The organism is Dialister sp., assembly GCF_047832375.1.
In the GTDB taxonomy this organism is placed as follows: Bacteria; Bacillota; Negativicutes; order Veillonellales; family Dialisteraceae; genus Dialister.
The window spans coordinates 2369421-2388390 of record NZ_CP181256.1 but is presented as its reverse complement, the minus strand read 5'-3'; the positions used below and the strand labels follow the sequence as shown (position 1 = coordinate 2388390).

Genomic DNA, 18970 nt, shown 5'->3' with positions numbered 1-18970 from the left:
GAACGTGAGTCCCTGATGGGCTCACGTTTTTTATTTTCTGCATAGATTATGGAATATATACGGTATCAGATACATTCCCTTCTTTGCTTATTGGATTTTATACAAGAAACATATAAAATAAATGAGTAATAAATAAGTATAAAAGGAGGAAATGATTTGTATCGAACCCCTATAGCCTATAATCCGTTTGCCCGCCTTAAAATGGCCTTGAAGTCACAAAAAAGGAAGCGGAGCAGTATTGTACTTGGCATTATTGCCACTCTTCTGGCATCCCTGAGTTTTACATTCATGTCAGCCTGTGCCAGAATGCTGGAGCCCATGGCTTCCGGGGAGACGACTTTCTTCCGGGGCCTTTTTGGACTTCTTTTCATTCCGCTCCTTTCACTGGAGAGCGGGGAACCCTTCTATACGGGAAAATTTAAAGGATTCCTTTCACTCCGAGGTCTTTTTGGCAGTATAGCCCTCTTTTTTTATTTCCTTTCTATAGAGGGGCTCACCCTGGGAGATGCGCAGATCCTGTCCCAGCTGGCTGCTTTTTTTATGTGTCTCATGGCTCCTTTATTTCTTTCCGAAAAGCTTCCGCCCCAGGCTATCCCAGGGTTGGCGGTCATTGCAGCAGGAACAGCGCTGGTTGTGCAAATCTGGAATTACAGCTCCTTTAACCTGTATGCTGTCTATGGCATGGCAGGCGGATTCTTTTCCGCAGCGGCCTATATCGTTATCAGCCACCTGGCGGAAAAGGGCTTCCGGTCTAATACGGAAATTGTTTTTTATTTTCAGATTTACAGCATAGTGGTGGGCCTTTTCATGATGAAGAATGAGACCTTTACCATGCCGGCAGGGGTAGAATGGCTCTGGGCGGCTGGTCTTGGTCTCTGCGCCCTCTCTGCCCAGATGTTCATGACCTGGGCTTTCCAGCATGTGAATTCGGTGATTGTTTCCTTTCTTATGTACAGTGAAATCCTGTTCCATATCCTCTACGGCTGGCTTTTCTGGGACGAGCGCATGACGTTCTGGTCATGGACCGGCGGGTCCCTGATTGTAGCCGGTTCCATCATGCTTATGGTATTCCAGCCCAAAGGCATGGCCCGGGATACCCACCATCGGAAGCATGGGGATAGCAAATGACTGGGGTTGATCAAATTGCGATTTATTGAGCTTGTTGTATCGTGCGCTGATGGGTAGCGTCATTCGCACAGAGCTTCTAGCTACTAGCTCCTGGCTTCTAGGAAAGCTGGCCAGCCTACGGCACGAATGACTGACGGAAATAACGGAAAGAAAGCGCCGCAGGCGGATCAGCCTTCCTAACAGCTAGCCGCTAGAAGCTAGTGTCTAATTTCGTAAGTTTCCGATTGTATCCCTAAGTTGCGAACCCTTGACCTCACGTTTTTTCCAGCGGAACGGTTCTGCATGCTCATTGTAGGCAGCAATAAACTTTTTAATCGCTGACACAAGATCCGAAACAGAGTCAAAACTTGCCCCTCGGAGCACTTTTCGCGACATAATGTTAAACCATATTTCCACTTCATTCAGCCAGCTTGCTGACGTTGGTGTGTAATGAAAATGGACATTAGGATGCTTTTCCAGCCAGTCGTTTAAGCGCTTGTGCGTGCAGTAATTATCGACAATAATATGATATTGCACTTTGTCTCCACCCGGCTCACTTTTCAATAAGTCATCTAAAAATTCTTCAAAGTCCTCTCTGGTTTTTCTCTTTGTTGTCTTTCCATAAATTTGTCCGGTAGCTACCTCCAGTGCACCGAATAAATTTATTGTTCCATTCCTCCGATATGTGCTTTTCAACCCGCGCACAATTTTCTTGTTATGAGTAAGTACATATCCTTGGGCTCTACTTAAGGCCTGTATCGATGGTTTCTCATCAACGCTGATTACGACAGCATTCTCTGGCGGGTTCAAGTAAAGTCCCACGATATCAGCAGACTTTTTAGTAAACTCCGGATCAGTACTGACACACCAGGAACGCTGCCTTGCCAGCTGTATTCCTTCCTTTCTCATAAGTCGCCAAATGGCAGCCTTTGAGACATTCAGAACTCTTGCCAGTGTAGGACCATCCCAGTGTGCTAGCCCGTCTGGAGGCGCTTCCTTCAGCTTATTTAACACCATTTCGCGGAATTCCGGTCCATATTGAGCAGTACGGCCCCGCCTTTTCTTATCCTGTAGTCCAGGGATGCCCTGTTCAGCGAAACGATTCCGCCAAAGGCTAACGGTATTGGGGCGTTCCCCCAACTTAGCCGCGATATCCTTGATTTGCATTCCATCAAGACATAGAAGAACCATTTTTGCACGTCTTACAATGCGATGCTCTGTTTTTTGAGAGTTTACGATTTTATGCAGTTCTATGCGTTCGCTTTCGGAGCAGCGTATTTGCTTAGCAACTTTTGGCATAACGTTATCCCCCCTGCAATTTGCATTTATCTGGAATAAGTATACCATTATTTGCTGTGTCCGGCAATACAATCTATTATTTATGAAATTAGACACTAGCAGCCCCGTGTGAGTGACTCTAAACGCAAGCATACTAACCGCCAAACCCAACAGCGGGGTAAACTGAAATATCGCGGGATGTATGGATTCCTCCTGTTCTTCGTTATCTGTCTTTCACCTGCTATCCAGTCATGGTACAATAGGTTGTATCGTAGTAACGTCATATACAGAAATAAAGGAGCAGGACCTATGGATATGGATTTTAATATTCCCGATATTACGGAAAATGCAGATAAAGCAGCGGGCGGTGGAAAGCATCGGAAGCCGAGAAGAGCCGGAAAGATTCGGCTGGGAGATACCATCCGGAGTATTTCCAAGTTCTATACGGCTACGGAAGAGAAGAAGGATGAGGACCGGGGGATTTCTTTCTACTCTCTTTCCGAGGGAGAGGACAAGTTTTCCTTCTATGGTATGGACGTGTCCATGATCGGCGTGTGCATCCGTCATAAGAAAACAGCGGCCATTTATATGGAGCTTCCTGCGAAGGAACGGGAAAACTTCATAAAGACCCTGGAAAAGACGGAAGGACAGGGCCAGGATGCTGCAGGCATGACCATCTTTGCGGATACGGTGACCTCTATCTTTGTAACGAAACCGGAAAAATCGGAGTCCGTCATTACCATTGCCCTCATGGATAGCGAAGAAGCGAAAGCGCTCTCTGACAACGAGGCCATTGAAAAAGAAGAAGAGGAGAAATCCAAAGGCCTGGGCCATAAGATTTTTAAAGTTTACTTTTATCCCGTGGGCCGGATGAGCCGGAAATCCTATATTCCCAAAATGCTGGGCGTTGGCATTCCCGCATCCATTCTCTTTGCTATTACCTGCCTGAAGCCGGAGCTTTTCGTGGGGGACCTGAATTTTTATATCTTCTTCTTCCTGGTACTTGGTACCCTCTGCTTTATTTCCCTCATCAGCCTTGGCATCCGCCGACTTTCGGATATCGGCATTTCCCATCTGTATTACTGGCTGTTCTTCTTTATCCTCTTTGCCATTAACCAGGTCGGAGATACCTTCCTTGGGAGCCAGCTCATGGCGACCCGGGTGGCGGCGGTAATCTTCATGATAGCCGTAGTGGTTCTTGCTTTCTTCCCGGGAGAGAATAAGAAGAACAAGTATGGCCCGGTGCCTAAAGATTGAGAAAAGCTATTTCTTTATGCATGGAAGCAGTACGCAGCCTGAGGCGTACTGCTTTTGATGTTTTATGTCATTATTAAAGGCCCCAAAGGGACCTGATTCTATAATTATGGAGGATTTTATGAAATTTCCTGTCCCCTTGAGGCAGATGCTTCCCCTTCTGGGAATTACGGTGTCTGCCTTTGTATTCAATACGTCTGAATTCATGCCCATTGCCCTGCTGATGGACATTTCCCAGTCATTTTCCCAGACCGAGGCAGAAACGGGTATCATGATTACTGTTTATGCATGGATGGTGGCGATCCTGTCGCTGCCCCTCATGCTGCTGGGAGGAAAGCTGGCTCCAAAGCCGCTGCTCCTTCTCACGCTTTTGGTATTTTCCATTGGACAGGTCATTTCCGGCATGGCACCTACTTTTGGTATTCTCATGGCTGGCCGTATCGTCGTGGCCAGTGCCCATGCCATATTCTGGTCCGTGGCGGCTCCCCTGGCCGCCCGGCTGGTGGATAAGGGAAAGGCTCCCTTTGCCCTGTCCATGGTGGCCACAGGGACGGCGGTGGCCATGGTATTCGGCCTTCCCCTGGGCCGGGTGATCGGCCTCTCCCTGGGTTGGCGCATGACGTTCCTCTCCATTGCCGGTGTCACCATTCTGGCCCTGGTGTACCTGTTCTTTGTATTTCCCCCTATGGAAAACGACGAGTCCTTTTCTTTGGGAGACCTGCCGGGGCTCTTTAAAAATCCCGCCATTTCTACCATATTTGGGATGACCCTTTTCTTCGCCACCTCCTATTTCACCACCTACAGTTATATTGAGCCATTTCTTCATACGGTGGCCGGATTCACGGCGGAAGGTATTACTGCCTCCCTTATGCTGGTGGGGGCATCGGGATTTCTGGGAAGCTTTGTATTTTCTAAAATGTTCAATACCTATCCCCATGCCATCATCCTCATCGGAGCAGCAGGGCTCATTGTACCGCTTCTTCTGTTTCTCCCAGCCACTGCTTTCTGGCCCCTGCTCCTCCTGCTCTGCCTGACTATGGGTGTGGTGAGTACACTCTACGGCGTGGCTATGCAGTCTGAAATCATCCGCCACCTTTCTGTCAGTGCGGCGCCGGTGGCCATGTCCATCTATTCCGGTATCTTCAATGTGGGCATTGGGGGAGGGACATTCCTCGGAAGTTCCATCACCGCTGCCGGATGGCTTCCGTGCATCGGCTTTGCAGGCGGTATCCTTGCCCTTGTGAGCGGGGGCCTGTGCTATTTCCGCTATCTTCCGCTTCTCCGTAAAAAATAAAAGGTTCAAAAAAACGGTTTATTCCGAAAAGGGATAAACCGTTATGTTTTTGGAGGCGGTGCCCGGAGTTGAACACGGGGATAAGGGCCTTGCAGGGCCCACGCCTTAGCGCTTGGCTACACCGCCATAGGATTGATTTATATAGTATATCGCTTTCTTTCGAAAAAGTAAAGGGATTTTATTATGAACTAAATGCCGATTATGAACCACAAGTGATATTGTCTCAAGTAACCACAAATGAAAATGTCCCAGTCATGGTATAATCTCATCACAATCTTAACGCAAGTGATGGGAGGAATTTTTATCAGAAAGGTTGAATTAACGATGGACGAGCAGTTCAAATATGAAACAATCAAATCTCTTGTTAATCATCCAGATGGCAACAAGCTCGCAGCAGCAGTCCGGCTGGGGTGCACTGTCCGCACCGTAAACCGGTTAATCCTGCGCTATCGTCAGGAAGGTAAAGCAGCATTTGTCCACGGGAACAGGGGTAGACAGCCCGTAACAACACTTCCAGCCTCACTCAGAGAAAAAATTGTGGCCCTTTACCAGAATGAGTACTATGGCGCCAATTTTACCCACTTTACCGAACTTCTGGACAGACATGAGAATATCCATGTCTCCGTTTCCTCTGTAGCCTCCATTCTTGAGGCAGCCTTTATTCTCTCTCCTAAGGCTACACGGGCCAAAAGAAAACGGATCAGGAGGAAATTGGAAGCAATGAAAAGCAACACGAAATCCAAGAAAAAGCAGATGGAAATACAAGTCAATCTTGTGGCTGCTGAAGATGCCCACAGCCGGCGTCCACGGCATGCTTACTTTGGGGAACAGCTGCAGGGTGATGCCACTCCATATGAATGGGTTCCCGGGAAGATCTGGCATCTCCACCTCTTCATTGATGATGCTACTGGCATCGTGACTGGCGGCTATTTTGACACCCAGGAGACCCTGAACGGCTATTACCATGTCCTCTGGCAGACTCTCAAAGATTACGGAATCCCTGTGGAAATCTTCACGGATAAACGCACTGTGTTCATTTACAAACAAAAAGGATCCCCGTCCATCGACGAGGATACCTATACGCAGTTCGGTTACGCTTGCAGGCAACTGGGGATACACCTTGAGTCAAGCAGCGTACCACAGGCCAAAGGCCGGGTTGAGCGGCTCAATGAGACGCTGCAGTCGCGCCTGCCGATTGAGCTGAGACAGGCAGGCATCACGACTATTGCAGACGCCAATGAATTCCTCAAGTCCTACCTAAAAGAATTCAATGCAAAGTTTGCACTTCCCCCCAATAGTACCAAATCAGCTTTTGTGACGCAACCGTCAGATGAGAGGATCAACCTGATACTGGCTGTACTTACAGGCCGTACGGTAGACAGAGGCCACTGCATCCGTTTCCAGCGTCAGTACTATCGTATGCTTGATTCAGAAGGCCATCAGGTGCATTATGCCAGCGGAACCAAAGTACTAGTCATACGGGCTTTCAACGGCGAACTCTACTGCAGTGTTAACGATACCAGTATCTACGCGCTGGAAGCCATCCCTTTGCGCCAGAAGAAATCTCCTGAGCTTGATGCTGACTATACCAAACCAAAGCCTCAGAAACACTGGATTCCACCGATGAGTCACCCATGGAAGCAGGCATCTTTCCGTCATTACGTCCTTACAAGACCGCATCATTCCAGACAAGATCCAGAAGAACTTGCATCGCGTAACATATTTTAGTAACATACTGGCCTAACCACTCAAAATAGCCCCACTATTGCGGGGCTATTAAATGACAATTCTCGGGACATTTTCAAAAATGCTTGACAGGATTTTATTATGAACTAAATGCCGATTCAGGCGTATGAATGATAAAAAGAGATAGAAATACTCCAGGGTCCCGATTTGGACCTTGGAGTATTTTGCTTTACCGCAGCCAGAGGCTGTATTCACCGGATACATTGATGCGGTAGGAATCCAGGTCTTCATTATAGGCAATGAGGAAGGGGGAACGATCATTATCCTTGGTGATCAGGATGGCGTTCGGATCATTGACCAGTTTTTCTTCCGCAATGAAGGGCATCACGTTCTTTGCATTCCAGGAAAGGGTACCGGGTTCCATGGATTCGATTTTATCGCCCTCTACAGCCCGATAAATCGTCTTTCCGCTGTAGAAGACGGCGGAGGTCCGGTAGGTATCCAAGAAGGCGATGGTTTTGCCTTCCGTATCCATGTGGGCCAGGGCTTCTCCCACTTCTTTGCCGGAATGGTTCAGCATAATGGACGGGGCCACGGTGAGGGCCAGTACAGAATAGAGGACCCCGAGGGCAAGGCCCGTCTTTTCGATGCGGAAGGATATGTCTTTATAAAGGACTCCGGTGAGGATGGACAGGGAGAACAGGGCGGGGAAGGTATAGGTGGTATACTTGGTAGCTACGAATTCGAAGAAAATAAAGACAACGAAAGCATAAATCAGGAGAAGCTGGGTGGCATCCCTGGCGTTTCGAAGATCCAGTTTCTTTTCTTTCCACCGGCGGTACAGGGAGTAGGGAATGAAGAAACTCCAGGGGGCAAAACCGGCGAAGTAAATAATGATATAGAAATACCATTTATTGTGGGATGGATGCTCGGACACCGTGGCCCGGAGGAAGTTATGGACGCCGATGAAGTTCAGCAGGAAATCACTGCCGTGGAGGTAGCACATGGTGCCGTACCAGGCGCCTGCAATGACTGCGAAGAGGCAAAGTCCTGAAATCAGATGGACATGGGCCATTTCCCGGAAATCTTTTTTATAAATCAGGAAAAGGAAGCATCCCAGCCCCGGCAGGAGAATGCCGATAGGACCCTTGGTGAGGGTGGCCAGGGCCGCAAAGACGTAACAGAGGTAGTAGTACTTCCGGTTTTCCGTGTACCCCAGGTAGAAGAAAGCAACGGCGCCGCTCATAAAGAGGAAGAGGGTGGAGTCGGTAATAACGGCTTTGGAGAGTACCCAGCATTCCACAGAGGTACCAAGGATGATGGCAGAAAGCCAACCCACCTTTTCGCCGTAGGTTCGGCGGGCAAACCAGTAGGTGAAGAGGACAGAGGCGGAACCCAGGATGGCTGCGGGCAGGCGGGCAGCCATTTCGTTGAATCCAAAGAGGGCAAAGGATAATGCCAGTTCCCAGTAGTAGAATATGGGCTTGTCGTACCAGTAGCGGCCATAGATCTGCGGAGAAATCCAATCGCCGGACAGGACCATTTCTTTGGCGGTGAGGGCGTAGTTGGATTCTGCCGTGTCCGTAACGGCAAGGAACTGGTTACCCATGAGATAAATAATCATGGTGAAAAGGAACAACGTCCAATAGGGATGGGAACGAAGGGTTTTAATCATTTTTTCCTCCAATAAGTATGAAATCAAATTCTCTATCCATAGCCTACAGGAGCGAAGTAAATGATTTTATAGTAAAGTATAAAGAAATCCTAAACTGGGAAAATGGAGCTTGCAGGAATGATGGGGATTTCTTATGATAAAGAAAATTACAGGATCAGGACTCCCGCTGATTCCTTCTGCACAGCTGCAGCCAGCGGGATGTTGAAAGTAGGTGATTCATCGGTGAATATACGAAAAAGCCTGATTTTATCCCATATAGCGGTATGCATACTTCCTCTGTTCATGACCCTTTTTGTGGTGGCTTCCTGTTTTGCCGGCCTCATGATGTATGCGGCCAGTGGGAACCATGTCATGGCAGAAAGCAGCTTTCAGTTCAATGTGGTTTCCAATACCATAAAAACCGCTGTTTTCCATGGTATCCGGCACAGGGAAGATGTATCCCATTATGCCTGGGTCATGGAAATCATGGACCCCCTCCAGACCTACGTGGCCCTGGAAAAGGATGGAAATCTCATCTACAGCTATGGAAACGAAAAGTACATATCCGAAGCCAGGGCCCTCGATGAAACCGGTATCCGTAGGGAACTGGATGACCGGCAGGGAAACAGCAGCTACAGTATGACCGATGGGGACCGGTACTATTACCTGGATAAGGAAATCATTAGGAATGAAACATACCATCTGTACACCATAGCCCACCATCCCCAGGCCAGAAGTGATGCAGCCATCGAAAAGGCCTTCCGCGCCATGAGCCGTTTCATCCTCCTGGCCCTGGGAGCCTTTATCCTGCTCACCAGCTACCTTCTTTCCCGGTTTATCATAGGCCGTATCCTTTCTCCCCTGAAGGAGCTGGAACAGGGGGCCGGGGAAATCCGGAAGGGTAATCTTTCTGTCCATCTGGTGCATCATCGCCGTGATGAATTCAGCCCGGCCATAGAGGCCTTCAATATGATGGCCTGGCGGCTGAAGCGGTCATTGGAGGAGCGGGAGGAGGAAGAAGAAAAGCGGAAGGAACTGATTGCTTCCATTTCCCATGATATCCGGACCCCCTTAACGTCCATCAAAGCCTACGTGGAGGGTCTGGAAGACCATGTGGCATCTACGCCGGCTATGCAGGAACGGTATCTCCAGGTCATCCATAAGAAGGCGGACGTCCTGGAACGGATGGTGGAGCAGCTGCTCCTCCTGACCAAGATGGACATCGGGGAAAAGGCACTGCCCCTGGAGACGGTGGACCTGGGAAGCCTTACGTCGGAGTTCCTGGAGGAAAACCGGGTGAACTGGGAGAAGAACGGTGCGGAGTTTACCTTCCATGCCGAAGAAAATGTTTCTGTGGCGGGGAGTCCCCTCCTCATTGAACGGATTGTGGAAAATCTCATATCCAACAGCATCAAGTACAAGACTGATGATGTGGTTCATATAGAGGTGGATGTAAGAAAAGGAGGGACAGAGGCTATTCTTTCCGTGAAGGACGATGGCCCGGGAGTACCCAAAGAATCCCTTGGACGGCTGAAGGAAGCCTTTTACCGCATCGACAAGGCCAGAAGCCGGACGGAGAACGGAAGTGGTCTTGGCCTTTCCATCGTGGCAAGGGCTGCGGAACTGATGAAGGGAAAAGTAGAATTCAAAAACAGGATGCCCCATGGGCTCGAAGTCATCCTGACGTTACCTTTGGAGGTTAAAAATGGCAAAACGGATACTGATAGTGGAAGATGATGATGATATTGCATCCATTGAAAGGGATTATCTGGAAGTGAGCGGCTACCAGGTGACGGTGGAAGAAAACGGCACGGCCGGCCTCACGGAAGCGCTGACAGGGGATTATGACCTTATTCTTCTGGACGTCATGCTGCCGGGGATGGATGGATTCCAGATTGTCAGGAAACTTCGGGACAAGGTGGATATTCCCATTATGATGGTGACAGCCAAAAGGACGGACATTGACAAGATCCGGGGTCTGGGATTTGGGGCCGATGATTACATAGAAAAGCCGTTCTCCCCGGGGGTGCTGGTGGCGAAGGTGAAGTCCCAGCTGGCCCAGTATGAACGGCTCAAGGGAAAACCGGAGGACCGGAAACGGATTACCATCAGCGGCATTACCCTGGAGTCCGATACCCACCGTATCTGGGTACGGGGGGAAGAAAAGGTACTGCCCAATAAGGAATTCCAACTGCTGGAGTTCCTCATGGTCCACGCAGACGTGGTCTACAGCCGGGAGACCCTGTACACCAGGATCTGGGGCATGGATTCTTTGGGCAATACGGCCACTGTACCGGTCCATATCAATCGCCTTCGGGAGGCGGTGGAAGAGGATCCGTCGAATCCAAAGCATATCCTCACCATCTGGGGCGTAGGATATAAATTCAAACCGTGAAAGAGAGTAGAAAAGGAGCCCGGAGAAATGGATTTCATTTCTTCGGGCTCCTTCTTTGTGCAGGTTAGCCGATTAGGGAAGCACTGATTAAATCGTTGTCGGATTTCATTCTTGGATTTTTATGCAATGCGAGGAATAGTTCGACTCAAATAGCGAGCTATTTAAGGCAGCAGTCCTGCATAGGACTGCTGAGCCAAGGCAAGTTGGCGCCTTTTCTGCACATCAAAGCGCCTTCCTTTTATCCTTGGCCGAACTATGACGAAGCAGTGCATAAAAATCCTTATGAAATCTGACTCTGCGAATTAATCAGCGCTTCCTTAGATGGGGAACAGCACCCGGGCGGCATAAATGGTGCCTGTCATGGTGATGCAGGAGAGGAAGGTACTCATCATCACCAGTTCCGTAGCGAAATCTTCATGGTTATGAAATTCCACGGCGTACAGTACGGAATTCACGGGAGCCGGGACGCTGGACATGATGAGAATGGTCTGGTTGATGACGGGGTCAAAGGCAAAACCCGCCATATGGGCCAGCTGGATCAGGATGAAGCCACAGATGGGTCCCACCACAAGGCGGATGGTGCACCCGGCCCAGGCATCGGGATCAGCGAAGGAGAAATGGGACCGGTGAATCTGCATGCCCAGGGTAATCATAACGATGGCCACCAGGGCCTGGGCGCAGCTCTGGAAGACGGGCCATACGAAGAGGGTGGTCATATCGATGATACCCGTAAATTTAATGGTAAATACGGCGACCAGGGTATAAATGACGGGCATGTGGAAAATAACAGAAATGGCGTCTCTGGTGGTGAGTTTCCCTACCCCTGCCTGGTAGAGACCCAGGGTGTTGAGGCTCATATTCATCTGCACCAGCATGATGGTGGCGCAGGCGCTGGCTTCTGCCAGGTACGGGAACTGGCCATTGATGACATAGGGGGCGTTGGAAAAGACGAGGGCAATGAGGGCAATACCGATATTTCCGTTATTGGAGAACATGGTCCCGTTCTTCAGGGCCGACGTCTTTCCGGCGTCCATTCCCCGGAGTTTTCCGTATAACGTGGCGATGGCGCCTACGGCAAACATCTGGATGAAGGCGAGGATGAATACATTCAGCATGGTCATATCCAGCTTTGCCACGTAAATGCTGTAGAAAATGAAGCAGGGCAGCACCACATAGAACGTGAGCTTCGTCAGGGAGGATACGTCCATTTTAAATTTCACGTCCAACAGGTACCCGATGGCCACAAAGACCAGAAGGGGGACGATGTTATCCGTAATAATCTGGAGAAAAGCATCTAATTGCATAGCGGTTCCTCCTTACATCGGAAATAAGGCCGGCATCATATAAATGGCGGCGGTCACCGTGATGATGGAGACGAAAAAGTTAAAGATAATGGCCTGGTTCAGGTGATCCGATTTCTTTTTGAATTCCGCCCCATAAATGATGAGGGACATGGAAGAAGGAATAGCGGATGCCAGGAAGAAAACCTGGCGGGAAATGGTGGAAAGCCCCGGCAGGAAGAGGAGAATAGCCCATGCCACGAAGGGGCTTACAATCAGTTTAATGAAAGCGGAGCCTATGGTGTAGCGGTCCGGTTTCGTGAAATGGGTGCGGTGGAGTTCCACGCCTACGGTGACCATGATCAGCACCAGAAAGGCACCGTCAATATGGCCCAGCACGGACTGGATAAATGTACCTTCAATGGTGAAGCCCGACAACCGGACGAGGACTGCCAGCAGTGCCGCATAGAGGGATGGCATTTTCATAAGGTACGACAGGACATCGGTGAGCGATGATTTCTCGCTTCGAATCATGGCACCGCCGAAGGTATTGACTGCCAGGTTCATGAGAATCATGAGGAGCGCCATGGAACCCATGGCTTCCTTCAGGTATACCGCTTTCCCGTCTACCAGGAAGGGAACATGGGAATAAACCATCATTACAATAGCAATGCCTATATTTCCGAAGTTGGAGAATGTGGATACCGCTTCAAAGTCCGAAACCTGCCGCCGGTTCCATGTGAGATGGGGAGCGGCGATGGCAGATACGATATAGAGCAGCACCATGAGGACAGCCGCTGCGGGGATGAGGAGAAGCCCATCCGGAGAAAGCTCTGCCCGGTACAGGGAATAGAAAATGAAGCAGGGCAGTATGACGTATACATTCAGCCGGCTGTAAGTGGGAAGGTCAATTTTAAAGCGGCTGTCCAGGAACCATCCGCACCCCATGAAAGCAAAGAGGGGCAGGATATCGTACCAGATAATGTGGAAAAGTGTCATAATCAGGGTCCTCATATACAGAATGCAGTCATTTTTGAACCTGCGGAATTATCGGTATTTCCATAAGTATACACCGAATGGAAAAAGGGGGAAAGAGAAGGGCTCCGGGCAATATAAAAGAGGCCATACAGCCTCTTCTATATTGCCCGGAAATGGCGGTCAGATTACCATTTCCTGAAGTTGAATGGCAGTCCCAAAAGGTGGGCCACTTCGTCGGCCCGGTAGAGTTTCTTATCTGCCATGTAGCCCCAGAGGCCGTTTTCTCTGCCCATCCGTTTTACCGCATCCATAATTTCTTTATTCAGTTTCTTTGCCATAATAAATCCTTCTTTCTATACTACTTATGTTTTCAATTTTCCAAAGGTTCGGATACAGGGGAGGAAATCAGCGAATCGGTGATTTCTCTCCGGAGCTCCTTGCTCCTTCGTTCTGTACGTAGTATAGGTCTTTGCTTGAACAATATCCAACTGTATATATTAGTAAAAATAACAAATATAATCTGTCAATCTGTGCACCACTTTTACAATGAAAAAGCCCCCGAATAGGGGGCTTTGGGGTTGCTCGAGTTTTACAAAGATGAGGAAAGACGCCAGGGGATGGTTGGGAATAAAGCTGCCGGATTTGGGCCGTTTTCCTCGAGCAGTCCATGCAGGTACCGGGCTCACAGGACATTGCCGACTTTCTTATTTCCCAAAACTCTCCGCCTGTTGCAGGAACGCTTCGTGGATGCGGGTGTCGCTTCCCAGTTCCGGATGGAAAGCCAGGGCAGTCTGGTTTTTGTATCGCACTGCCACGATGTGGTTGTCCACAGTGGCAAGGATTTCTACTTCCGGATCCGCTTCCGTAATGTAGGGGGCCCGGATGAAGTTCATCCGGAATGGGCCTATGCCTTTGATGTGGGCGGTGGTGATGAAGCTGCCCAGCTGCCGGCCATAGGCGTTCCGACGGACTGTGACCGGCAGTGTACCGAAGCAGGGATTGTCATCATTGTCCAGGTGCCGGGCCAGCAGGATCATGCCGGCGCAGGTAGCCAGTACAGGCAGTCCTCCTTCTATAGCCTCCTTCAAAGGGTCAAACAGGCCTTCTTCTTTCAGAAGCTTTCTCTGGGTCGTACTTTCTCCGCCGGGAAGGATGAGGCCATCGAAATGGGTGAGGTCCCTCTGGTTCCGGATTTCTACCGTATCCGCCCCCAGGGAGCGAATCATTTTTTCATGTTCAATAAATGCCCCCTGGAGGGCAAGAATACCAATGACTGCCATCGCAGTTACCTCCGTGGAAAGTTAGTTGATTGACAATGTGAGATCGGTGATATCTTTTCCCTTTGGCAGGGATGTACATGGGCCGGCAGGTATCAGGGGCTCTTTATTTGCCTCTTTCAGCCATGAGCAGGGCAATTTCATCTTCATTGATGCCCACCATGGCTTCGCCCAGGTCATAGGACAGTTCTGCCAGCATGTCCGGGTTGTTGTAGTTGGTCACCGCTTTGACGATGGCCGCTGCTCGCTTGGCCGGATTTCCGGACTTGAAGATACCGCTTCCTACGAAGACCCCTTCCGCACCGAGCTGCATCATAAGGGCTGCATCTGCAGGGGTGGCCACGCCGCCGGCAGCGAAATTGACCACCGGCAGTTTCTTGTGGTCATGGACATAGAGGGCCAGGTCATAGGGCACTTCCAGCTTTTTAGCCGCTTCAAAGACTTCGTCAGGCCGTTTGGAAGCGAGTTCTGCAATCTGGGTATTGATTTTCCGCATGTGCCGGACGGCCTGTACGATATCGCCGGTCCCCGGTTCCCCCTTGGTCCGGATCATGGCAGCCCCTTCCGCAATCCGGCGGAGCGCTTCGCCCAGGTCCCGGGCGCCGCAGACGAAGGGCACCTTGAACTGGTGCTTGTCGATATGGTACACATCATCCGCAGGAGAGAGGACTTCGCTTTCATCGATGTAATCGATATCGATGGCCTGGAGAATCTGGGCTTCCACGAAATGGCCGATACGGCACTTCGCCATGACAGGGATGGATACAGCTTCCTGGATGCCTTTGATCATCTTGGGGTCGCTCATACGGGAAACGCCGCCAGCCTTTCGGATATCCGCGGGAATCCGTTCCAGTGCCATGACAGCAGCAGCACCGGCATCTTCCGCTATCTTTGCCTGTTCCGGTGTGGTGACATCCATAATGACGCCGCCCTTCAGCATCTGGGCCAGCTGTTTGTTCAGTTCATACTGTTCTTTTGCATTGTTTTCTGCCATGATAGACTCCTTACCTGTAAAAATACACATATTTTATGAAAAAAGGGTATAGAAAAAGCAGGGCCCTGGCCCTGCCGAAGACAGAGGCGGCTCACTGTAAAGCGGATAATGGCTTTTCAGTATTTCCCGTCAATCATCTTTTTTACCATTTCATCGAGTTTCCATTTCCAGACGAGGAAAGGACCGCAGATAACACCGAAGAGGGCCTGCAGTATTTCATAGGGCAGCTTGATCCAGGCATAGGCGGGGGTGCTGTAAATGTAAGCCCGGCCCAGGGAATAACCCACCACCATGATGACAGCCCCCACAAGGACCGCTATGAGAGTCGCGATTTTCCGGTTTTCCCTGAAGCAGTTATGGACGATATAGGAAATGGCCATGGCCTGCAGGCCATGGGTAACGAGGGATACAAACATAGGGAGGGGGTAGAAAAAGAAGTCCCCCAGAAAAGCTCCTACGCCGCCGACGAGAAAGGCACCGGCGGGGTCCAGGATCAGGGCTGCCGTGACGATGACGATATCGTTGAGGTACAGATGGCCGCCGGGCACGGGGAGGCCAAAGGACGAAAGGCCCACATTGATAGCCATAAGAAGGCCGCAGATGGTGAGCCACCGGGTATTGTGTTTTGTATGGACAGCCGGCATGGTTTCGGCTGTGGATTCATGAATCATGGGAGTTCTCCTTTACACTGCAGTTTAATTGCATTATAATATGAATCTGAACTTATTAAAACTACCAGAAGTGGAATAAAAAATATGACCAGATGAAATAGCTGATGGTCACGAGAATTGAAAAATGGGTTTGCAGAAATAGTGAGTCCTGAAGGTGCAGTGCATCGAAAATATAGAGCACCGCAGATTATATATTATATTTGGCAGTAAAGCGGCTGAGGGCCTTCGGCCCTGAATCTCAACTCTCAATTCAACTCTCAACTCTTTCTTTTTCCGGCGCAGCCGCTGGACCTCAAATCTCAAATTTCATTTTTTTTATCACGCACACCAGGAGCTCTTGCCATGACCGCTTATATGAAATTGTACCTTTCCCTTCGGGAAAAAATAACGGGCCACATTTACCGGTTTGGCCAGAAACTGCCATCGAAGCGGCAGCTGGCGGAAGAATCGGGGGTCAGCGTGATTACCGTGGAACATGCCTATGACCTCCTGTCGGAGGAAGGCTATGTAGAGAGCCGACAGCGGAGCGGCTATTTCGTGATTTACAAGGAAACCGATGCCTATCCCGTTGGGAGAACCCATTCCCCCAAGGGAAGGGGAACCATCGGTACCGTCCCCGTAGAGCAGCGGGAAGAGGGGGAACGGGATCTGTTTCCCTTTTCCCAGTTTGCGAAAACTATGAGGTATGTACTCTCCATGTACGGTGATAAAATCCTTGATCCCTCTCCCCGTAAAGGGTGCCTGGAACTCAGGGAGGCTATCGCTTCCTACCTCGCGCGGAGCCGGAACATGGCGGTCTCCCCTTCCCAGATTCTCATCGGTTCCGGGGCGGAATACCTCTATGGTCTCAATGTGCAGGTCCTTGGCCGAGACCGCATATACGCCCTGGAAAATCCATCCTACGAAAAAATACGGAAGGTCTATGAAGCCAACGGGGTAGCGGTGGAGCTCCTTTCCATGGGGGAAGATGGCATTTTGACGGAGGAACTGGAAAGGAGCCAGGCCTCGGTGCTCCATGTGACCCCTTTCAACAGTTACCCCTCCGGCATCACCGCCAGTGCTTCGAAACGGGCAGAGTATATCCGCTGGGCGAAAGAGCGGGATGGGATGATTATCGAAGACGATTTCGATTCAGAATTTACCCTCCTGTCCAAGCCGGAGGATACCCTGTTCTCCCTGGCCCCCGAGGGACCGGTGATTTACATGAATACCTTTTCCAAGACCATAGCACCCTCGGTGCGGGTGGGGTACCTGGTGCTTCCGCCCTGCTGGGGAGAACCCTACGAGGAAAAGGTGGGATTCTATTCCTGCACGGTACCGGTCTTCGACCAGCTGGTGCTGGCGGAATTCATCAACCAGGGCCACTTCGAGCGGCACATTAACCGTGTCCGGCGGAGAAGAAAGAAAAGGGAACAGCAGGAACGGGAAATGGTCTATTAAAAAAGGCTGCAGAATACTATTCTGCAGTCTTTTGAAGTGTTGTAGTAAATGGTCATTTGAGTTCATAAAGGTTGCAGGTTGGCACTGCTGCGCTCGCCAACCGGGTTGTGGCTTCAAAGGCTTCGCCCGTTGAAGCGGGGGCATAAGGTTGAATAGCCGCCTGCGGCGAATCCGAATCCCCCTTATCCCCTGGCACAAATCGCCGCAAGCTCACTGCTCTGCCCTGTCCATCCACCGGTTGCGGTCGAAGAAGGTCTTGGCCACTTCCGGGAAGGAAATGTAGCTCAGGAGGTCTTCCATGCTGGCATGGGGGTACCCTTCTTCTGCCAGCTTTGCCCGGTACCTGTCCAGCTGTGGAGGAATGAGGTCCGCCGGCCGGCAGGTGATGGGCTTTTCATCGCCGATGCAGAGACGCTGTACTTCGGGGTCGATGGGACCTGGGGTGCGGCCGTACTTGCCGGCCACCAGGTTTCTGACTTCCGTAGGAATCATTTTGTATCGGCCCAGGGCCACATTCATGACAGCCATGGTACCTACAATCTGGCTGGTGGGGGTGACCAGGGGCGGATAGCCCAGTTCCTTTCGTACCCTTGGCATTTCTTCCAGCAGTTCATCGTATTTGTCCGCAATGCCCAGTTCCTTCATCTGCCGGACCAGGTTGGACAGCATGCCGCCGGGAATCTGGAAGGCCAGCACCTTGGGGTCGATGGGGATATTGGTATTCAGGTGGAAATCTTCCACCAGGTCCCGCTTTACCCGCTTGAAGTAGTCCGCCAGTTCATGGAGAAGGTGCATGTCGAGGCCTGTGTCGTAATCCGTGCCTTCCAGGGCCGCCACCAGAGATTCTGTGCAGGGCTGGCTGGTGGAGCAGGAGAAGGGGGAAATGGCGGTATCCACAATATCGGCCCCTGCTTCGATGGCCTTCAGGTAGGTCATATCCCCCAAAGCGGAGGTGAAGTGGGTGTGGATGTCGATGGGGACGCTGATTTCCGCCTTCAGCGCTTTCACCAGTTTGTAGGCGCTGTAAGGACGGAGAAGTCCGGCCATATCTTTGATGCAGATGGAATCGGCGCCCATCTGGACCAGTTCTTTACCCAGTTTGACGAAGTCTTCATCCTTATGGTAAGGACTGATGGTGTAGACGATACATCCCTGGGCATGACCGCCGGCCTCTTTGGTGGCCCGGATGGCGGTTTCCAGGTTCCTCGTATCGTTCAGGGCATCGAAAATGCGGATAATGGAGACCCCGTTATCCACAGACCGCTTGATGAATTCTGTCACCACGTCGTCGGCCATGTTGGAGTATCCCAAAAGGTTCTGGCCCCGGAGAAGCATCTGGATAGGGGTATGGGGCAGGTTTTTCTTCAGCAGTCGGAGCCGCTGCCAGGGGTCCTCATTCAGGTAGCGGAGGCACACGTCAAAGGTGGCACCACCCCAGGCTTCGATGGCGTAATAGCCGGCGCTGTCCATTTTTTCCAGGATCGGCAGCATATCTACGATGCGCATGCGGGTGGCGGCGATGGACTGGTGGCCGTCGCGGAGAACGGTTTCTACGATTTTTACAGGTTTCTTTGCCATTTTATTTTCCTCGATTTTAACTGACGTTTACAGATTTTATCTGATGGCGGATTATTGATCCGTACTTGGAACTGCCTACAATAT

General features: G+C 50.6%; 16 protein-coding genes and 1 tRNA gene. 7 read left to right on the top strand and 10 right to left on the bottom strand.

What is annotated here, in order from left to right; translation table 11 throughout:
* Window positions 1–156: 156 nt before the first annotated feature.
* Window positions 157–1128 (top strand): DMT family transporter, encoded by a 972-nt coding sequence (locus tag ACFWUL_RS09465; RefSeq protein WP_416177112.1) that lies wholly within the window; start codon window positions 157–159, stop codon window positions 1126–1128.
* Window positions 1129–1332: 204 nt separating this feature from the next.
* Here ACFWUL_RS09465 and ACFWUL_RS09460 read toward each other — a convergent pair whose 3' ends face one another.
* On the bottom strand, window positions 1333–2406 hold the full coding sequence (locus ACFWUL_RS09460) for an IS630 family transposase (RefSeq protein WP_416176725.1): 1074 nt from the start codon (window positions 2404–2406) through the stop codon (window positions 1333–1335).
* Between the two features lie 288 nt (window positions 2407–2694).
* Between ACFWUL_RS09460 and ACFWUL_RS09455 the strand changes: the two genes are divergently transcribed.
* Together ACFWUL_RS09455 and ACFWUL_RS09450 are read left to right on the top strand one after the other, a co-directional pair.
* Window positions 2695–3642 (top strand): DUF805 domain-containing protein, encoded by a 948-nt coding sequence (locus tag ACFWUL_RS09455; RefSeq protein WP_416177111.1) that lies wholly within the window; start codon window positions 2695–2697, stop codon window positions 3640–3642.
* A gap of 118 nt (window positions 3643–3760) precedes the next feature.
* The gene (locus ACFWUL_RS09450) at window positions 3761–4933 is read left to right on the top strand and encodes an MFS transporter (RefSeq protein ID WP_416177110.1); all 1173 of its coding nucleotides are present in this window, start codon (window positions 3761–3763) and stop codon (window positions 4931–4933) included.
* 50 nt (window positions 4934–4983) lie between these two features.
* Here ACFWUL_RS09450 and ACFWUL_RS09445 read toward each other — a convergent pair.
* Window positions 4984–5059, bottom strand: a tRNA-Cys gene (locus tag ACFWUL_RS09445).
* 111 nt (window positions 5060–5170) lie between these two features.
* On the opposite strand from ACFWUL_RS09445, the gene ACFWUL_RS09440 reads away from it, so the two are divergent.
* On the top strand, window positions 5171–6661 hold the full coding sequence (locus ACFWUL_RS09440; RefSeq protein ID WP_416176766.1) for an ISNCY family transposase: 1491 nt from the start codon (window positions 5171–5173) through the stop codon (window positions 6659–6661).
* A 187-nt stretch (window positions 6662–6848) separates the two neighbouring features.
* Here the strand turns inward: ACFWUL_RS09440 and ACFWUL_RS09435 are convergent, their stop codons facing one another.
* Window positions 6849–8294, bottom strand: coding sequence for an ArnT family glycosyltransferase (locus tag ACFWUL_RS09435; protein WP_416177109.1), 1446 nt, complete (start codon window positions 8292–8294; stop codon window positions 6849–6851).
* A 117-nt stretch (window positions 8295–8411) separates the two neighbouring features.
* Between ACFWUL_RS09435 and ACFWUL_RS09430 the strand changes: the two genes are divergently transcribed.
* Window positions 8412–10010, top strand: coding sequence for a sensor histidine kinase (locus tag ACFWUL_RS09430; RefSeq protein WP_416177108.1), 1599 nt, complete (start codon window positions 8412–8414; stop codon window positions 10008–10010).
* A complete protein-coding gene (locus tag ACFWUL_RS09425) occupies window positions 9979–10668 on the top strand; it encodes a response regulator transcription factor (RefSeq protein WP_416177107.1) in 690 nt (229 codons plus the stop codon). The genes ACFWUL_RS09430 and ACFWUL_RS09425 overlap by 32 nt, the downstream gene beginning before the upstream one ends.
* Before the next feature lie 317 nt (window positions 10669–10985).
* Here ACFWUL_RS09425 and ACFWUL_RS09420 read toward each other — a convergent pair whose 3' ends face one another.
* From ACFWUL_RS09420 to ACFWUL_RS09395, 6 genes are all read right to left on the bottom strand, one after another.
* Window positions 10986–11972, bottom strand: a complete 987-nt coding sequence (locus tag ACFWUL_RS09420) for an AEC family transporter (protein WP_416177106.1) — start codon at window positions 11970–11972, stop codon at window positions 10986–10988.
* A gap of 12 nt (window positions 11973–11984) precedes the next feature.
* The gene (locus ACFWUL_RS09415; protein ID WP_416177105.1) at window positions 11985–12947 is read right to left on the bottom strand and encodes an AEC family transporter; all 963 of its coding nucleotides are present in this window, start codon (window positions 12945–12947) and stop codon (window positions 11985–11987) included.
* 164 nt (window positions 12948–13111) lie between these two features.
* Window positions 13112–13264: a hypothetical protein gene (locus ACFWUL_RS09410; protein WP_416177104.1), complete on the bottom strand. Its 153-nt coding sequence runs from the start codon at window positions 13262–13264 to the stop codon at window positions 13112–13114.
* A 366-nt stretch (window positions 13265–13630) separates the two neighbouring features.
* The gene (pdxT, locus tag ACFWUL_RS09405; RefSeq protein ID WP_416177103.1) at window positions 13631–14206 is read right to left on the bottom strand and encodes a pyridoxal 5'-phosphate synthase glutaminase subunit PdxT; all 576 of its coding nucleotides are present in this window, start codon (window positions 14204–14206) and stop codon (window positions 13631–13633) included.
* Between the two features lie 103 nt (window positions 14207–14309).
* Window positions 14310–15197: a pyridoxal 5'-phosphate synthase lyase subunit PdxS gene (gene pdxS / locus ACFWUL_RS09400; RefSeq protein ID WP_297022438.1), complete on the bottom strand. Its 888-nt coding sequence runs from the start codon at window positions 15195–15197 to the stop codon at window positions 14310–14312.
* 116 nt (window positions 15198–15313) lie between these two features.
* Window positions 15314–15868: an ECF transporter S component gene (locus ACFWUL_RS09395; protein ID WP_297022435.1), complete on the bottom strand. Its 555-nt coding sequence runs from the start codon at window positions 15866–15868 to the stop codon at window positions 15314–15316.
* A 342-nt stretch (window positions 15869–16210) separates the two neighbouring features.
* On the opposite strand from ACFWUL_RS09395, the gene ACFWUL_RS09390 reads away from it, so the two are divergent.
* Window positions 16211–17308, top strand: coding sequence for a PLP-dependent aminotransferase family protein (locus ACFWUL_RS09390; protein WP_416177102.1), 1098 nt, complete (start codon window positions 16211–16213; stop codon window positions 17306–17308).
* A 210-nt stretch (window positions 17309–17518) separates the two neighbouring features.
* Here ACFWUL_RS09390 and ACFWUL_RS09385 read toward each other — a convergent pair whose 3' ends face one another.
* Window positions 17519–18886, bottom strand: coding sequence for a pyruvate carboxylase subunit B (locus ACFWUL_RS09385; protein ID WP_416177101.1), 1368 nt, complete (start codon window positions 18884–18886; stop codon window positions 17519–17521).
* Window positions 18887–18970 lie beyond the last annotated feature (84 nt).